Raw genomic sequence first — 16,270 nt, 5'->3', positions numbered from 1 at the left:
TGATCACGGGGAACGAGGCCGTCGGCCAGCACACCACGGCGGTCACGTGGGGCGACCGCTGCCGGGCTCCGGCCGCCTTTCGGTGCTCCGCCGCATAGTGGTGCGGCTGTCGGCTCACTCCAGGACGGCGAGGTGGTCGGCGGCACCCCCGCGCCGCTCGATCAGGAAGAGGTTCGCATCGTCACTGGTGCTCCCACCCCGCTCCTGTCTCAAGGTGTGGGAGAGCGAGCGCACCCGATGTTGATCAACTGCCCGGCACCCCACCACTTCCTGAGAACGCTGGCAAACGCCCCCGAAGTAGTCGACACAGCCCAGACGAGCGTCGGTTTCCGGGTCCGGCTTGACCGGGGCGCGCGTCGCTACCGGCCTTCGTGGGTGCGTCGCTGCCGCCCATCCAGCACTATGTGCCAACGCGGCACTGTTTGGCATGTTGCGGTGCGCGAACGGCGCACCGTGGGAGACAGTCCGGATAAGAGATCAGCCCCAGGCTGTTGGCCTGGGGCTTTCCTCCGGAGCGGGTTACGGGAATCGATGCCGCGCTCTCGAAGCTTCCACGATGCTCAGATACTTTCCGTCGCGTCTGGTACCTGAGCAATGACTGCTCGGGCGGGGGAACGAGAGGTCGGCAGGCTTGCTCCATGGCCGCCTTCGGAGTCCCAGACCGAGACGAGGGACAGTTCCGTCTCCTCCGCGATCTGGCGTTGCTCCGCTTCGTTCATCAGGGCGCTCGCGGTGAGGGTGCCGAGCGGATCGGCGGCCTCTGTCATGAGCCGGGCGGCGGTGGCCGGGCTGGTCTCCGGGGGGATGACCAGCAGGTCCCAGCGGCCGATGCTGTAGGAGAGCAGCAGCAGCTTGTGGGGGTCTTGCTCGGCCGTGAACCAGCCGACACCCACCACATGCCCGTCGACGGGCACCTTCCGTGGGATGACCGGCCAGAAGGTGGGGTTCACCGTGACGCGGGTGATCCGCCCCCACAGCGGGTCGAGGACGGCCGTCAGTGCGGGAAGTTCCGCCGTGAGGTCACGGGAGCGGGGCCACCACGCACCGTCGAGCAGAGCTGGTGCGGTGCCGGCCGGTGCCAGTATGAGTCGCAGGGGCAGCGAAGAGGTCCGGTCTTCGACCGCCGGCGTATACGGAATGGTCGTGGTCATGACGCGGACCTTGCCCCGGGCCAACCACACCGGCCCGGTGTCGTGAATCGCCGAAAACGACACGAGCATGGAGGCTGGTGTACGAATTGCCCTCGGTGGTTCCAGCTTACTCCTGGTAAGGCTCGCCGAGCCGATCCGGAGCAACGGGGCGAACGGCACAGGAGACCTTGGAGCAGGCGGCCCAAGAATGGAGAAGAGGCAGCGCCTCCATGCGGGCAGCCGGACGCTCTCGTACGAGATCGGCTGCCGACGGGGGCTGTCAGCCGCAGGACCGTGTGGATCGTCCGGTCAGCCGAGGAAGGACAGCCGGACCTGGCGCTCGGGGCTGTCACGGTCGGTGTTCACCAGTACGAGGGACTGCGAGGTCCCCAGCTCCAGCTCGCCATCGACCACGGGCAACGTGGCGTGTGGTGGCACCAGAGCCGGGAGCACGTGGCCGCTGCCGCGGCCTGGACCACCGTGGCGGTCCCCCCAGCGGTCGTCCGCGGGAAGAATGCCGCGAAGCGCTGCCAGCAGATCATCGTCACTGCCCGCGCCGGTCTCGATGACGGCCAGGCCGGACGTCGCGTGGGGGGTGAAAACGTTCAGCAGTCCGTTTCGCCCATGAGCGGCCTCCCGGAGAAACGCGGAGCATGCGTTCGTCAGGTCGTGCATGGTCTCCGTGGCGCCGGTTGCAATGGTGAGCGTGCGGGTGGTGAAGGTGCCAGCCATGGTTCACCGGTACCCGCCGCGGAGGAACGGCACTAACGGCCGGATGGGTTGTTCTCCGGGCCTCCGCTCGCAGCCGAGGGGTTCGGACGCCGCCTGAGCAAGCCGTCAACCGTGCTCTTCTTCCTCAGCCTCCATGCGCCGAATGCCCTGGTGCGTCAGCGTGACCATGGCCGGCGTATTGCCTGCGGCCCAGTCGACCGTGATCAGGTCCTCGCCCACCAGATACGTGCAGGCGGCAGCCAGATCCTCCGCCGGGATCGCGAGATCCTGCGCCAGCTTGGCCCCGGTGACACCCAGAAGGCGGTTGCCTTCAGTGGCCTCATACAGCGCCTGCATGATCTTCTCGCGGTACGCCTTCCGCTCGGTCAGTGATGCCATGACTGCTACCTCTGGGGAGAACTGCGTCGCGTTCATCGCAGTGCCGGAGAACTTCTGCGCCCCGGCGCGCGGCCTCAAGGGATGCGGCGACGATACGGGCCTCGGCCGTCCCCGCAGGCACTCGGTTCTACAGGTCTCATGCCGGCCTCTCTCTGTCTGGCCTATGAGGTGCCCACGGGGTGAATGCTCACACCTACCGCCGCCAGTCAGGGAACGGTTGGCGTCCTCTACGCCCTTGTCGTGCTCTCCGCGGCGAGCTACCGACGGGTGGAGAGATGAGCTTGCCAGGCCCGCCGCCGGCCTTCCGACTCCGGCAAGGACGGGAGCGCTCGAAATGTCCTGACCTGTTCACCGTACTCCGGGCGGCGGTCCACCGAATCCACGCGAGACCAGGAGTTCGCGGAGGCGGTTTGTGCGCCGCTTGGGCACCCCCCTGCCGGCGCTGACCACGACCATCGCGTTGGACCGCACGCCGACGGTGTCGATCCGGTGGTGGTCAGCGGTGTCGAGCAGGAGGTAGCCGAATCGCGTGGGTACTGGCAGCGAGGTCGTCAACAGTTCAGCGCAGCGCAGCGAGCGCGGGATCAGCCATCGGACCGTCCGGCGGCGGAGACCGGGCGGTGCGGATGTCGCGGACGGCTTGGCGGACCACCGCACGCACAGTGGCCGGGTCGATGAGCTGGAGGCCGCGGTGGGGCGAGTGCGGATGGTCCTAGATGATCAATTCCAAGGGATGCCTGCGGAGGGTGTGGGGTGGGCGGCGGCCGAAGCCACCGCGAGACGGTCAGGCGGCGGGCTGCCGGCCCTGGTTGTCGAGGTGGCAGCGGGCGGTCAGGCGTCAGGGTCGACTTCGGGGTGCGTGAACCGCACGGGCTTGCCCAGCGACCGGGCGTAGGCGATTTCGGCTCGGGTGCTGTCTCCGATGTAGTCGCCGACTACGAGCACCTCATCAGCGAGCCGGATCTTCGCCCGGTGCAGATCGTCGAGTCGAACCTTCAGCGCCTCGGCCTCGACAGGATCGGACCAGAGTTCGTGCGGCGACTTCATGTCACAGCCCGGTTTGACGACAATCTTTCCGGCTTTGGTCTCCCGCAGATCGGCCTCGTTCATCTCGGTCATGAAGCGGGTGGAGCCGCAGATCACGACGATACGCGGGAGGCTCAACAGCTTCTTCGCGTCGGCGAGCTTCTCCTCGGGGGTGAGCAGTTGCGGGTATGACACTGGTTCCTCCTGGTGGTGTGGTCCAAGGGGTGCCTGCGGAGACGAGAACGAGGGTGTCCAAGATCGTTTTGTGACGAACGACGTGGACACCCTCGCGACAGCACTCTATGCAACGACCGACGACATGCTGAAGGAGCATCCCGACCTGGCGCCGTGGCGCCCGCCGGTCGACATTACGCCCCGCCTGAGCGATGCCGAACTGGTCACCCTCGCCACGATGCAGGCCATACTCGGCTACACCTCCGAGGCCAAATGGCTCCGCCATGCCCGTGCCCACCTGCGCCACCTCTTCCCCTACCTGCCCCAGCAGCCCGGCTACAACAAGCGGCTGCGCAAGGCCGCCGGTCTGATGCGAAGCGTCAACCGGATCCTGGCCACCACCACCTCGGTGTGGAGCGACGACGTATGGGGCGTGGACTCCACCCCGGTGGAATGCGGCCGCTCCCGCGAGACCGTGAAACGCTCCGACCTGGCAGGTTGGGCCGAATACGGCTACTACTGCGCCAGCCACAGCCGCTTCTTCTGGGGCCTGCGCCTGCACCTGGTCTGCACCCTTCAGGGCCTGCCCATCGCCTTCGCCCTGACCGGGGCCAAGGCCGACGAACGCGAGACCCTCCATGACCTCCTGGCAGCCGAATGCGAGTTTCTGCGAGAGCGCCCCGACAGACTCTCATCGGCGACAAGAACTACTTCGGCCGTGGTTTCGAACGCGAACTGTCCGAGCATGGAGTCCAGTTGCTGCGGCCTGCCCGTAAAGGTGAACGGAAACGGCCCGGAGCAGCCCTGTTCAAGCCGCTGCGACAGGTCATCGAATCGATCAACGAGACCTTCAAGGGACAGCTTGACCTCGAACGGCACCGAGAGCGCACACCCGGAGGTGTCATAGTCCGCGTCATGCAACGCATCCTCGCGCTGACCGCCGCGATCTGGCACAACGACGCCACCGGACAAACCGTCCTACGCTCAGTGATCGCCTACGATCACTGACCCCTTGGACTAGATCATCTAGACGGCGTCAGCAGCGTGGCTCAAGCCGAGAGCCAAGGGAACTCCTCCCCGACTCGTCATCTTTGACTGAGGCGCTCCTTGGCCCGCCAGGCGTTCTCTGAGGGTGTGATAGATCGTCCGAATGTCGAGTAGCTCAGGAGCGCCTTTGACTCCCCGCTCAAGGATGTCGATCAGCATGCCTGTGAAGTCGGGGTAGAGCTTGCCCAGGGAACGCGATCGCGGCGCGGGTCGAGGATATCGAGCTCAACACGTAGGTGCCGGTAGTGGCGGCGAGTTCCGCCACGGTGCCCATTGATTCTTGAACCGCTCGTCCTGAGAAGCAGCAGTCGAGGATAAGAACCTTACGTCTGGCTGGGCTCACAGCCAGAGCCTCGCACACGTCGTCATAGGGAATCGCGGTGAACGGTCGGTCGTAAAACGGTATCGCTCGCGGCGAGGTCGTGGCGCCGTGGCTTTGGGGAGGTCGGGCTGAGTGAACATCTGATGGGCCGTGAAATGGCTGTAGGGCACCTCCTTCTCCAGGCGCCGGACACTCGGTCAACCAGCCAAGGCGTGAAGCTCGTGGAGGCGCACCATGAGTTCACACAGCGGTCCTGACAGGCCGGAAGGCATCGGGAGCTGGGACATGAGGGTGCCTCAAGTGTTAGCCGTTGTCATGAGATGTCATGGACGATTATTTCTTGGCAGGCTCTGCCGAGGGGTCTTTCCGCGTACTTGCCGGAGATTGCGCGGGTCGATGGTGGTGGTTCCAGGCTCCACCCCGCCCGGAAGGGCTGAGATCTTTGCGCCTGCACGGGATCAGGAACCGGGGCCCGGTTCCCGACAACCGACCCTCAGACCCGGAGGCGAGCGCCCGTGTGCTGGGCTGCGTCTTCAATCACATGGGCCATCAGGCCCGGGTGGCTGGTCATTACGACATGAGACGCGCCCGGCACCTCGACTACGTGCGAGTGCGCCCGTCGGTGCTCGAACCGGTCCAGATCCGGGGTATGGGGATTGACTTGTCAGCGCAGGCGACTACGCCTCAGGAGGGCACGGTGCGCCAAACGGCTGCGGTGGTGGAGGCGGAGAACGAGGAGGCGCCAAAAGGCCATTGGTCGGCGGCCACCAACTGGGTCTCCTTCTCGGGCAGGTAGGCGGCGAACCTCTCACGCAGCCGCCGTTCTGCATCGTCCAGCAATTTGAACGAGGCATAGCACGCTCATACCAAGGCGAGCCGTGGACCCTGCACTCACCAAAACGTTGCCGCCGTTGGAGGTGTTGACAGAGATGGCGAAGCAAGTGGCACAGATCGTAGACGTCGACTGCACCGGCTCGCCTGACCATTAATCACTGAATTGATGCGGACAAGACGTTGGCCTCGATAGCTGTACCTTTGGGCGCCGTGACCCAAAGTGCAGACCGCGCGATGAGATCGCCACTCTGAATCCTATAAGCCTGGGCGGAAAAGTGGGAATCCAGAGAGCAATCAGCGGCCACGTTGAGTACGCGAAGAAGCGGAAAATTTACCTCAACTTTCAGCCATCTCCCGTTTGATTTCGGCTCGCGTCACGGCGTAGCGTGGGACGTGGTTCAGCTGGACAGTTTTGGACAGCTGGATGATCATCACAGATCCAAGGAGGCATGATGAGCTTCCGAAGTGTGTTCCCCCGCAGGCATGGCGATGACTGGGACGACTACGGCCGGCGTGGCTACGGTCGTGGACGTGGACGCCGCTATGGACGTGGACGCGGTCGAGGCCGTGGACGCGGCTTTGGTCGAGGACGCGGTTTCGGCCGTGGAGGCCGTTTCTAGCGCCCCTACGGGTCAACTTCGAGGCCGGCCCTCCCTCATGAGGACCGGCCTCGAAGGTGGTGCGAAGCCGGGACTGCCGATTGCGCCGATGCCCATTCGCACTATCCGCAACGGGGTGTGATCTGCTGGAGCCTCCTGGCTCGCAGCCCTCGATGAGGAAAGGCATCAACGGCGGAGGCAACTCATCGCTTTGCGACGCTCCGGCACCCTGAACCCGTTTTCGCCAACAGGTCATTGGGCACTGCCACATCCCCCGACTTTGCTAGTGCCTGGACAAGGGAAACGCTGCGTGAGGCACATCTGGTCACACGCAGCGCGCTTCCGCGCCTTCCCTGGCACGATCGATTTTCAGTATTCCCGTCAGCGGCTCTCCTGGCAATCTCCAGGGCGCTGAATCGCACCCCTTGTGGAATTCTTTACCCAATAGTCGAGGCGCCAATTCGGCCCTGCTGACGGAAGGCCTACGCTCCGGCGAAAGCGGTCCACCCGTTGACCTCGCGTTCGAAGGTCGTCACAAACGGTAAGGCGCAGTTGCTATGCGAGTAGCAGTGCCATGGACCGGTTCAACCCCCAGTCGGGTGCGGTGAGGTGGTTGATCGCGCAGAGTTGCGCAGGCCCAGTGCATGGTCAGATGGTTCCATTCCCGTCGTCACCTGCCCGACCCGCCCCGCCTGGCAGGCGGTCACCGCTCCCGTCGGTGACCGACAGGTGCCCCATACATCCCCTCGAAGCAGGCAGACGGGTCGCTCGGGCGCCGGCCGGGTGCCACGGGTTGCAGCGGGCACCGTGACGCGATGACATGGAAGTGGAAGCCAAATACAGGGGAAGCGCCACCACGGGACTCGCTGCCATCGCCAAGGTGTCGATCACACCTTCGGCTTCTTCCCGTCCCGGTGATTGGAGGCGCGTGCCGCTGGCGGCTGCACGAATCCCCCAAGGGATGCCGACGGCCTACCGCGGTGCCTCCATCAACCGGCACGGCCTGACCAGTGAAACGGCTCCTGCACGACACTGGACTGTATGGGCGTAGCGGCACCGCAGCGGTGTGGGGCTCGGCTGCGTCGGGCTCGTGGAATCAATGCGCCGGGTATCGCGGTCGGCGGATAGAGGTCCAGAGATGAACAATGACGGCATTCCAGCCCCGAGTGAGGGGCTGCTGATGACGCATTTCTTGACGGTGCGTGATGTTGTGCGCTCGCGCCGCTTCTACAGCGAGGTGCTCGGCGGGCAGGTCGTCCTGGACGAGAACCCTTGCATCGTGAAGCTCGCCAACAGTTGGATCATCATGAATCCGGGCGGCGGCCCGACCCCGGACAAGCCTGACGTGACGCTGGTACCACCCAGTGAACCGCACACCGTCTCCAGCTTCATGAACCTGCGGGTCGCCGACATCGAGGCCTGCTACGCCCAATGGAGCGCGAAGGGAGCGGAGTTCCTGACTCCGCCGATCGACCGGCGTGCCGAAGTCCGCTGCTACCTGCGCGATCCTGATGGTTACTTGATCGAGGTCGGGCAGGCCACCGGAATGCTGGAGGGTATTTTCGCCCGCACCGACACCAATTCCGGGTAGTTCATCCTTCCCAGGCAGATCGGGAGGCCGGAGGCTTCGAGGTACACGGCGCCGGTGGCGGCAACGGCGAGGTCGGAGCGTTCGAGCCAGCGGCAGCGCGGGCGTAGGGGGCGACGTAGACGGGCTGGTCCCAGAGGTGGGTCTGGTGGTGGGCGCCGGCTGCGACAGGGGCTGCGTAGCCGTCCGGGCTGGGGCGGTGAGACCTGAGGAAGGGGCGTTCCTCCCCCCGGAATCAACGGAGACGCCAGGCCGAAGGACTGCTGCGTCAGGCCGAGATCGACCACAGCGCCGCCACCGCCGGCGAAGCCCTCGCGCTCGCCCAGCGGATCGGCGCCTCCCGCTGCGTCCGCCAGATCAGCGTCCTCGCAGGCGGCTACAAACCCCACCTGAAAGTGCAGGGAGTTGAGCAGTTCCTCAGCATCGTCCGGGCAGCGGGCATGCCCCCCAGGAGGCTCCTCATGAACAACGAGCTGCCGCCCGCCCCCACATGCGCACCGCTGGCCGCCGGGAGCTCACGGACGCGGTGCCCGGGGCGAGCCGGACAGTGTCTTCGCAGCCAGCGGCATCGCGCGAGCTGCCGGCCACCCCGATGCCACCCGTGACCGTCAAAGCATCAGTCTGGTACGAGCCCACCGGTGAGGTTGAGTTCGGTGGCTGTCATCGTGCGGGCCCAGCTGGAGGCGGCGAAGACCGCGGCGTTGGCGACGTCGTCGTAGGCGGGGCGCTCGGCCAGGAGCGCCGCCTTATCGGCCCGGTTCTCCTCACCGGGTGCGGGAGAGCCGGGTGAAAGAAGCCAGGAGACGCGGACACCCTGCGGACTGAGTTCCGCTGCGAGTTGCCGGCAGACGCCTGTGAGGGCGGACCAGGTGATGTGTGATCCTCCCAGGTCGGCGATGGTCTCGCGTCCGCCGGCCATGACGAGGAGGACGCCGCTTCCACGGCGGACCATGTGCCGTGCTGCTGCAGTGGCTGTGGTGAGGGTGGTCGTCACCGCCTTCGTGACCGGGCGGAGCACGTCGGCGAGGGCCATGTCGAGGAGCGGGCTCCCCTGCATGTCATCGTTGGACGTGGCGTTGAAGCAGATATCGATGCCGTTGCCCGCGGCCGCCACGGCATCGGCGTGGCGGTCGACGGCGTCGCGGTCCGTCGCGTCCAGCTGGGCGACGTGGGCGACCCCGCCCTCGTCTTGGATGCGCCGCGCGACGTCTTCGAGGGGCGGCACAGTTCGTCCGGTGAGGTGACCCGCGGCGCCTTCGCGTGCGAAGGCGCGAGCAACAGCCGCCCCCACTGCTCCGGAACCGCCATGGACGATCGCTGTCTTTCTGGCCAGTAGCACGGTGATCTCCTCGGCACGGATGCTGACGGCTGTGCAGACCTGACGCAAAGAGCGGACTCATCGCTCACTGACCACTCTCCGCCTGAAGATACTGACTACCAGGTCCGGCGTATCCCGGCTGGCCCGGAACCGGAATGGAAGCCGCGCGCAGCGCCGTCGGCGGTCACGGCCACAGTGGCCGCGTCGATGTCAGTGACGGTGACGCTGGCGCCTTGGCGGGCCAGCTCGATCGCCACCCGCCGCTCGCGCTCAGACCCGCAACACCGACACGAATCGGTCCCTGACGAGGGGAAACGGACGTGATATGCACACCCCACGCATTCGCGGCCGCCTGCTCTCCCGCCAACGCTGAACAGTCATGTAGGACACGGCCTACGAACCGCAGGGGCCCTCTGCACGGATCGCGATGGCCGGTGGCTCACAGCCGATGGCGACCTGATCCAGGGAGTGGCTTTCCCCGAGGCGAACGGACGTTCGCGCAGTGGCACGGTTGCTACGACGGCTAGCCGGTCGAGCCAGTGCTCTACGCACGGCACTGGACAGTCATCGGAGCACCCGATTGGAGTGCGCGGCCGCGCCTGCCGGTGCGGAGGGGAGAACACTCAAATGCCGTAGGCCTCACGGAAAGCGAGAACGCCATGGCAGCATGCCCGGCACCCGGCTCACGGCGCCGAATACGTCGCACACACTTCATCGCAGCCGGGTGCGCCATGGCCCTGTGCGCGACCGTGGCAGCCCCTGCCGCCGCGGACGGCGGCACGACCACGACCACGGCCAAACCCACCATTGTGCTGGTGCACGGGGCGTTCGCGGACGCCTCCAGCTGGAACGGGGTGGTCGAGCGGCTCGAACGCCGTGGCTACTCCGTCATCGCCCCCGCCAACCCGCTACGCGGGCTGTACAGCGACTCCACCTACATCGCCTCCGTGCTGGACAGCATCAAGGGCCCGCTCGTGCTGGTGGGACACTCGTACGGCGGTGCCCTGATCAGCTCGGCCGCCGCGGGCAACGGCCGGGTGAAGTCCCTGGTGTACGTATCGGCGCTGATGCCCGACGTGGGCGAGAGCGGCATGTCCCTGGCCGCCAGGTTCCCCAGCGAACTCGGCACCGCCACGAACTCCGTTCCCTACCGGGCCGGCGGCGTCAGCGGGACCGACCTCTATCTCAAGCCCGACAGGCTCCGGCCTGTCTTCGCCGCCGACCTGCCGGAGAGCACCACGAGGGTCATGGCGGTGACCCAACGGCCAGTGGCAACGACCGCGTTCTCGGAGAAGGCCAAGGTGGCCGCCTGGAAACACATCCCCTCGTGGTTCCTCGTCGCGAAACAGGGCAGGACCATCAACCCCGACCAGGAACGCTTCGAGGCACAGCGCGCGGGGTCACACACGGTGGAGATCGACTCCTCCCACGTCGCCATGATCACCCACCCCGAAGCGGTCACCGACCTCGTCCTCCAAGCCGCCACGGCAGCCGAATCCGCCCGGCCCGAGCTGCCCGCCACCGGGTCCCCCCATGCCGCCCGGACCAAGACCGCACTCACCGGCATCGCCGCCGCCTCGTTGATCGCGGGCGCAGGAGCCGTCCTCCTGGGCCGCCGATGGGGGCGCCCCACGTCCTGACGGCGCCCCAGGGCGGCGTCGCCTCCTGTGCCGCCGACGACCGTACGGCGTACGGCCGGCTTCGATGTGGTTTCCACCGCCCTTCACCGAAGCCATCACGGGACCACTCCCCAGCCACTTCGGTGATTGCTGTCGCATGAGGCCAAGGAGAAAGCCGCGGAACGCCGATATCTCGCGGGCGCTGGTCCTCGGGGCCACCGGCCGCACTGGAGCGGCGGTCGCGAAGACGCTGGAGGCGACAGCCGGCCAAGCAGTCCGGTGCGTGCTTCACGCAGCAAGGCGACCGTATCCGACCGCACTTCACACACCACACCTCACGACCGCTGGCCTCTGCCACCGATGCCACCGATGCCACCGATGCCACCGACGTCTGGCCGCTGCCACCGGCTCTGAAACCAACACGAGGCATTCATGTAGGACCGTGGGGTCACCTACAAGGTGGACTTGGCGTGCAATGGCTACCCGGCTGAGGTCTGCTCAGACCGTGTCCTACATGGTCGGTTCGAGGAGCCCGTGCCGTCCGCCCAGGTGTCGGCGCAGGAATCGTTCGGCCGCTCGATACATGTCGATCCGGTTCTCCGGGTTCAGGAACCCGTGCCCTTCATCGTCCTTGACCATGTACTCGACTTCGACCCCGTGCTCCCGCAGCGCGGCGACGATGTTGTCGGACTCGGCCTTCACGACGCGGGGGTCGTTCGCGCCTTGCACCACCAGCAACGGTGTACGGATGTGCCCCACCCGGCTGATCGGCGAGCGGGCCAGCATGTCGGCCTCCTGATCGGGATCAGCGGGGTTGCCCACATAGCGGAACCAGTTGGCAACGAGCGCGGGTTGGAGGAACGGGGGCAGCGAGCGCATGACGTTTGCCAGGTTCGACATGCCGACGTAGTCGATGGCGGCGGCAAAGCGGTCCGGGGTGAACGAGATGCCGACGAGCGCGGCGTAGCCGCCATAGGACCCGCCGAAGATACCGATCCGGCCCGGGTCGGCGTAGCCCTGGGCGACCGCCCAGTCGACGGCGTCGATCAGGTCGTCGTGCATCGCGCCGGCGAACTCCCCGATCGCGGCCTGCGTGTGGGACTTGCCGTAGCCGATGGAGCCGCGGAAGTTGACCTGGAGCACGGCGTAGCCACGGTTGGCCAGCATCTGCACCTCGGGGTCGAATCCCCAACTGTCCCGGAACCAGGGGCCACCGTGGACCAGCAGCACCATCGGAAGCGCGGACGGTTCGATCCCCACCGGCAGTGTCAGGTACGACGGCAGGGCCAGCCCGTCCCGCGCGGTGATCGTCACCGGCCTCGTGGGGGCCATTGTGTCCGGGGCGAGGTGCGGGTAGGGGCGGAACAGCAGTCGGCTCTCGCCGGTGATGTGGTCGTAGTAGTAGGTGACCTCGGGGTCGCGGTCGTGGACGAAGTTCGCGACCCATCGCTGCCCGCTGTCGTCGGACGAGAGCTCTCCGAGGTCTCCGTCGGAGAGCGCCTCCAGGTTCCGCAATACGGCGGCGAAGCCCGGGTCCACCGGGCGGATCTCCTGCCGTTCCCCGAGGTAGCGCACGCCGAGCAGCGCGCCGGTGCGCCGGTTACGGATCAGCGGCGACGACAGACCGGCGACGGCGCGCCGGGACCCGTCGAGGTCCAGGGTCGGGTGGCTGTCGACTTCGGTCTCCGCTCCGGTGGTCAGGTCGACCCGGACCACGCGGGTGAGGTCAGTGCCTCGCGTCGAACCGATCCAGACACCGGCTCCGTCCGGGGCCATCTCGAACGGGTTGATCCCCACCGGGTAGTCGGCGCCATCGAAGGTGGTGATCAGCTCCAGCTCGCCCGCCGTCGCGTTCCAGCGCGACAGCGCGAAGTCGCCCTCCTCGGTCAGGGTGCGGGCGAACAGCTCGCCGTCGGCGCCCCACAGCCAGCCGTACACGTGGCCCGGGTTCTGAGCCAGAACGGCGAGTTCACCGGTCACGATGTCGATCTCCGCCAGGTCGAACTCTTCGGGCTTCCTGGCGTTGAGCTGCACGATCACCTTGCCAGGGCGTTCGGCGGGCAGGTCCAGCTCCAGGACCTTCGTCCCGGGAAAGGGCGTGAGGTCGACCACGGGGGCGTCCGGATCCTCGAGGTCGACCCGGTGGACGTGCCAGTTCTCGTCGCCGTCGGTGTCCTGGGTGTAGAGCAGCCGGCGCGGATCGTCGGTCCAGTAGTAGCTGATCACGCTGCGGGTCTCGTCAGCGGTCACGCACCGCGCGTCGGTGTCGCTGTCGACGCTGCTCACCCACACGTTCAGACGGTTCTTCCACGGCGCGAGCCAGGCGATCCGGGTGCCGTCCGGCGAGATCGAGGCCCGTGTGCGCTCGGGTGAGCCGAAGAGCTCCTCAATCGTGATCAGTTCTGGCAGTGCCATGGTGCTTCCTTCCTTGAAGCCGCTTGCGGCTGGGGTTGGTTGATGCTCTGCGGGGTCCGGCTCCGGAGACGCCGATGAGAACTCGCGGGTTTGGCACGACGCCATTGAGGTTCCGGTCACGAGATCACCGTCGCCACATGAGGCGTTCCACCCGCCGTCGACCACGTGCCCGAGATGGTGAAGGTGCTGGGGGCAGGACCTGCTCGTGCCCTCATCGCGGCGACCGCGGACGTGGGGTCGCCGGCGTAGCACTGGGCGATCAGCCCGCGCACGGGCGCCGGGGCAACCGCGCCGAGGCGCGGGCCATATCCTCGAAGAAGGCGGCGAGTTCGGGAGGACGGGGGCCTCAGCGGGCAACCACCCGGTCCGCTCGGCCTGCTCAAGCAGCCGACCCGGGCGGGTGCGGCGCTGCCGGATGGCCTCCTCCTGGCGGGCCAGGTCGGCGTCCAGCCCGGCAAGGAATTCGAGAAGGTCCCTGCCCGCGTCGTCCGCCAGGACATCCTTCGCTTCGGGCAGACTCAGGCCGAGCTCAGCCCAATGGCGGATGCGGGCTGGCTCGACAGCATCGCGCAGCGCGTACTCACGACAGCAGTGGGAATGCCGCGGCCGCTCGGGCAACAGCCCGATGCGGTGGTAGTGCCGCACGGCGCGGGTGGCGATGCCGACGGTGCCGGCGAGCGCTCCGATTCGCATGGCGCCAGTAGAAACGTTGTCGCCGCGACAAGGTCAAGCGGCGCCACCCCATACCCATCTCATAGGAGAGAAGTGCAACAAGCCACTCAACGCCCCTGCCTCGTAAACCTTCTATGACGGCGGCCATAGCGGCCGCACCGACTGTCCCATCGCGGGGGCCGACCATCGCCGGGCCCTTGAGACGTTCGCTGCGGTCTCGGAGAACCTCGATCCGCATGAGTGCCTGGCCGCGCTGCACGAGTTGGAGGACGAGGACGTGCGGTCCGGCGTCTATGCGGCCTTCGACGGCGCGTCGGAGCTGCTGCGTAGTCTGCCGACGGAGTCCTGGGCGCTGGTGACCTCGAACTACGAGCACCGGGTGCGCGGCCGTTTCCTGAGGACGGGTCTGCCGGTGCCGAGCGTGATCGTGGACGCGGCCACTGTTGAGGAGGGCAAGCCCTCTCCCGTTCCGTATCTGCGGGCCGCTGCACGGCTGGGTGCCGAGCCGGAAGACTGCCTGGTCATTGAGGACGCACCGTCCGGAGTGCAGTCCGGACTACAGGCTGGGATGACGGTGTGGGGCGTGAACGCCGCGGTCGCGGTGGAGGGCGTACACCGCCACTTCGACAGCCTGCGTGAGGCGGTCCCGCACATCCTGGCCTTCGTGTCCGGACCGCACGGGTATGCCACGGCCTGAGCCCGTCCGCCGGCATCGGGCATCACTGGGATGATCTTCGTGTGGCTGGTGTGATCACGGCGTCCGAGCCGTCCTGGACAGCCCCGTTCGCCGGGCTGAGCCCGCGCTGAGCCGAGAAACTCATCACCGCGCTACGGCGTGAAGGCGCGGACGAGATGATGCGGCGGGGACGGCCGTGGTGTCTGCCGCTGGAGGACCGGTGTGGAAAACGGCATAGGTCCGACACGTGGGCCCCGCTATAGTCCTGGCGTGGCCGTCGTTGCGATCGTTCGCCGATTTACCGGCCCCCTGGCCCCCGAAGGGTGCCGCAGGGGTCGGACTTCGCCACGTCTCCAGAGCTGAGTCGGCTGACCCTGTCTTGCGGCCAGGCCCAGGGGCTGGGGGGTTTCCGTAACCCCATCACTGCTCTTGGCCAGGAGGCCGTCATGCCCGCTCACCTTTCCGCCGAACAGCTCGCCCGTGACCTGTCGATCCGGGACCTCACCGACCCTGCCGACGGTCCGCATGCCGTCCAACTCGTCCTCGACCGCGCCGTCGGCGGGCTGGCGGACCGATGGGGATGCGAGGTCCGCTGGTGGCGGGGAGAGCGCATCGTTACCGTCGAGGACAACTATGACAACCTCGGCTATCGCGCCGACGACATCACGCGCGACAGCCGCTACACCCGCTACGTCGATGACCAGCGGATGCTCCGCAGCCACTCCCAGCGCGTTGATTCCGGCCGCGCTGCGCGCGCTGGCCGCTGAGCCGGCCGACGATGTGCTCCTGGTCTGCCCTGGACTGGTCTACCGCCGCGACAGCATCGACCGCCTGCATACCGGCACTCCCCACCAGCTCGACCTGTGGCGCATCACCCCGCCGCCCGGCCCCCATGACCACCGCCGACCTGGGCGAAATGGTCGCGGTCCTCATCGAAGGGCTCCTCCCCGGGGCGAAGCACCGTCACGAGGATCGCGTCCACCCCTACACCCTCTCCGGCCGCCAGGTGGACGTCGCACGCGACGGCCAGTGGATTGAGGTGGCGGAATGCGGTCTGGCGCACCCGCAGGTGCTGCAACGAGCCGGCCTCGACGGCGCGTGGAGCGGCCTCGCGCTCGGCATGGGACTCGACCGGATGCTGATGCTGCTCAAGGGCATCCCGGACATCCGCGTCCTGCGCTCGGCCGAACCGTCCGTGGCCGCCCAGCTGACGGGCCTGGCCCCCTACCGGCCCGTCTCCGCCATGCCGGCCATCCGCCGGGACCTGTCCGTCGCGGTAGACCGCGACGACCTGGCGGAAGATCTCGGAGACCGGGTCCGCGACGCCCTGGGCCCAGACGCTGACTGCGTGGAGGCGGTCGAGATCCTCACGCAGACGCCGTGCGCGGAACTGCCGCCGCAAGCGCTGCAGCGGCTCGGAGCCCGCCCGGACCAGAAGAACGTGCTCCTCAAAGTAGTCCTGCGGCACCTGGACCGGACCCTCACCGACCATGACGCCAACCTGCTGCGCGACCGCATCTACGCCGCCGTACACCAGGGCAGCGCCCACCAATGGGCGGCAACCCGCTGAGGAGAACCGAGGCCGGCACCGCCCTACGAGGAAGGCGCCGGCCCACCGGCAAGTCACTCGTCCGTTGGGGGGAAGCCGGGTCGCGCGGTGGGCGCAGGCCGCCGTCGACAGGGACCGAAGCGCGGATGCCGTTCCCCCCGCAGCGGCCGGCCAGCGGCCCAGCACGTTGA

Annotated in this window: 13 protein-coding genes and 4 pseudogenes; 7 read left to right on the top strand and 10 right to left on the bottom strand. The window is 67.3% G+C overall.

Features of this window, described 5'->3' with window-relative positions; translation table 11 throughout:
• Nucleotides 1–114 precede the first annotated feature (114 nt).
• From STRNI_RS41745 to STRNI_RS40810, 6 genes and pseudogenes are all read right to left on the bottom strand, one after another.
• A pseudogene (locus tag STRNI_RS41745) lies at nucleotides 115–243 on the bottom strand (serine/threonine-protein phosphatase); the annotation flags it as partial.
• 317 nt (nucleotides 244–560) lie between these two features.
• Nucleotides 561–1,151: a DUF5994 family protein gene (locus STRNI_RS40830; RefSeq protein ID WP_277413149.1), complete on the bottom strand. Its 591-nt coding sequence runs from the start codon at nucleotides 1,149–1,151 to the stop codon at nucleotides 561–563.
• A 288-nt stretch (nucleotides 1,152–1,439) separates the two neighbouring features.
• Nucleotides 1,440–1,862: a YjbQ family protein gene (locus STRNI_RS40825; protein ID WP_159492133.1), complete on the bottom strand. Its 423-nt coding sequence runs from the start codon at nucleotides 1,860–1,862 to the stop codon at nucleotides 1,440–1,442.
• 105 nt (nucleotides 1,863–1,967) lie between these two features.
• A complete protein-coding gene (locus STRNI_RS40820) occupies nucleotides 1,968–2,240 on the bottom strand; it encodes a hypothetical protein (RefSeq protein WP_159492131.1) in 273 nt (90 codons plus the stop codon).
• Nucleotides 2,241–2,588: 348 nt separating this feature from the next.
• Nucleotides 2,589–2,795 carry a hypothetical protein gene (locus STRNI_RS40815; RefSeq protein WP_274732646.1) on the bottom strand — a complete coding sequence of 69 codons (207 nt, stop codon included), beginning with the start codon at nucleotides 2,793–2,795 and terminating at the stop codon, nucleotides 2,589–2,591.
• Nucleotides 2,796–3,071: 276 nt separating this feature from the next.
• On the bottom strand, nucleotides 3,072–3,461 hold the full coding sequence (locus STRNI_RS40810) for a hypothetical protein (RefSeq protein WP_037743720.1): 390 nt from the start codon (nucleotides 3,459–3,461) through the stop codon (nucleotides 3,072–3,074).
• Between the two features lie 70 nt (nucleotides 3,462–3,531).
• Between STRNI_RS40810 and STRNI_RS40805 the strand changes: the two are divergent.
• Nucleotides 3,532–4,448: pseudogene (locus STRNI_RS40805) on the top strand (IS982 family transposase).
• 1,045 nt (nucleotides 4,449–5,493) lie between these two features.
• Here the strand turns inward: STRNI_RS40805 and STRNI_RS40800 are convergent.
• Nucleotides 5,494–5,649, bottom strand: coding sequence for a hypothetical protein (locus STRNI_RS40800; RefSeq protein ID WP_159492127.1), 156 nt, complete (start codon nucleotides 5,647–5,649; stop codon nucleotides 5,494–5,496).
• A gap of 1,731 nt (nucleotides 5,650–7,380) precedes the next feature.
• Between STRNI_RS40800 and STRNI_RS40795 the strand changes: the two genes are divergently transcribed.
• Nucleotides 7,381–7,833 carry a VOC family protein gene (locus STRNI_RS40795; protein ID WP_148589518.1) on the top strand — a complete coding sequence of 151 codons (453 nt, stop codon included), beginning with the start codon at nucleotides 7,381–7,383 and terminating at the stop codon, nucleotides 7,831–7,833.
• Between the two features lie 613 nt (nucleotides 7,834–8,446).
• Here the strand turns inward: STRNI_RS40795 and STRNI_RS40785 are convergent.
• On the bottom strand, nucleotides 8,447–9,169 hold the full coding sequence (locus STRNI_RS40785; RefSeq protein ID WP_277413148.1) for an SDR family oxidoreductase: 723 nt from the start codon (nucleotides 9,167–9,169) through the stop codon (nucleotides 8,447–8,449).
• Between the two features lie 638 nt (nucleotides 9,170–9,807).
• Between STRNI_RS40785 and STRNI_RS40780 the strand changes: the two genes are divergently transcribed.
• On the top strand, nucleotides 9,808–10,788 hold the full coding sequence (locus STRNI_RS40780; protein ID WP_381845049.1) for an alpha/beta fold hydrolase: 981 nt from the start codon (nucleotides 9,808–9,810) through the stop codon (nucleotides 10,786–10,788).
• A gap of 489 nt (nucleotides 10,789–11,277) precedes the next feature.
• Here STRNI_RS40780 and STRNI_RS40775 read toward each other — a convergent pair whose 3' ends face one another.
• Together STRNI_RS40775 and STRNI_RS40770 are read right to left on the bottom strand one after the other, a co-directional pair.
• Nucleotides 11,278–13,182, bottom strand: coding sequence for a S9 family peptidase (locus tag STRNI_RS40775; protein ID WP_277413146.1), 1,905 nt, complete (start codon nucleotides 13,180–13,182; stop codon nucleotides 11,278–11,280).
• 280 nt (nucleotides 13,183–13,462) lie between these two features.
• Nucleotides 13,463–13,875, bottom strand: a pseudogene (locus STRNI_RS40770) (MerR family transcriptional regulator); the annotation flags it as partial.
• 148 nt (nucleotides 13,876–14,023) lie between these two features.
• Between STRNI_RS40770 and STRNI_RS40765 the strand changes: the two are divergent.
• The 4 genes and pseudogenes from STRNI_RS40765 (at nucleotide 14,024) to srmL (ending at nucleotide 16,100) form a co-directional block, all read left to right on the top strand.
• Nucleotides 14,024–14,551: an HAD family hydrolase gene (locus STRNI_RS40765; protein WP_338149819.1), complete on the top strand. Its 528-nt coding sequence runs from the start codon at nucleotides 14,024–14,026 to the stop codon at nucleotides 14,549–14,551.
• Nucleotides 14,552–14,592: 41 nt separating this feature from the next.
• Nucleotides 14,593–14,751: pseudogene (locus tag STRNI_RS40760) on the top strand (IS5/IS1182 family transposase); the annotation flags it as partial.
• 225 nt (nucleotides 14,752–14,976) lie between these two features.
• Nucleotides 14,977–15,297, top strand: coding sequence for a hypothetical protein (locus STRNI_RS40755; protein ID WP_159492116.1), 321 nt, complete (start codon nucleotides 14,977–14,979; stop codon nucleotides 15,295–15,297).
• A gap of 125 nt (nucleotides 15,298–15,422) precedes the next feature.
• Nucleotides 15,423–16,100, top strand: coding sequence for a PheS-related mystery ligase SrmL (gene srmL / locus STRNI_RS40750; protein ID WP_277413145.1), 678 nt, complete (start codon nucleotides 15,423–15,425; stop codon nucleotides 16,098–16,100).
• Nucleotides 16,101–16,270 lie beyond the last annotated feature (170 nt).

Origin of the sequence: Streptomyces nigrescens (assembly GCF_027626975.1) — a bacterium.
GTDB lineage: Bacteria > Actinomycetota > Actinomycetes > Streptomycetales > Streptomycetaceae > Streptomyces > Streptomyces nigrescens.
This window is presented reverse-complemented; position numbering and strand designations above follow the sequence as displayed.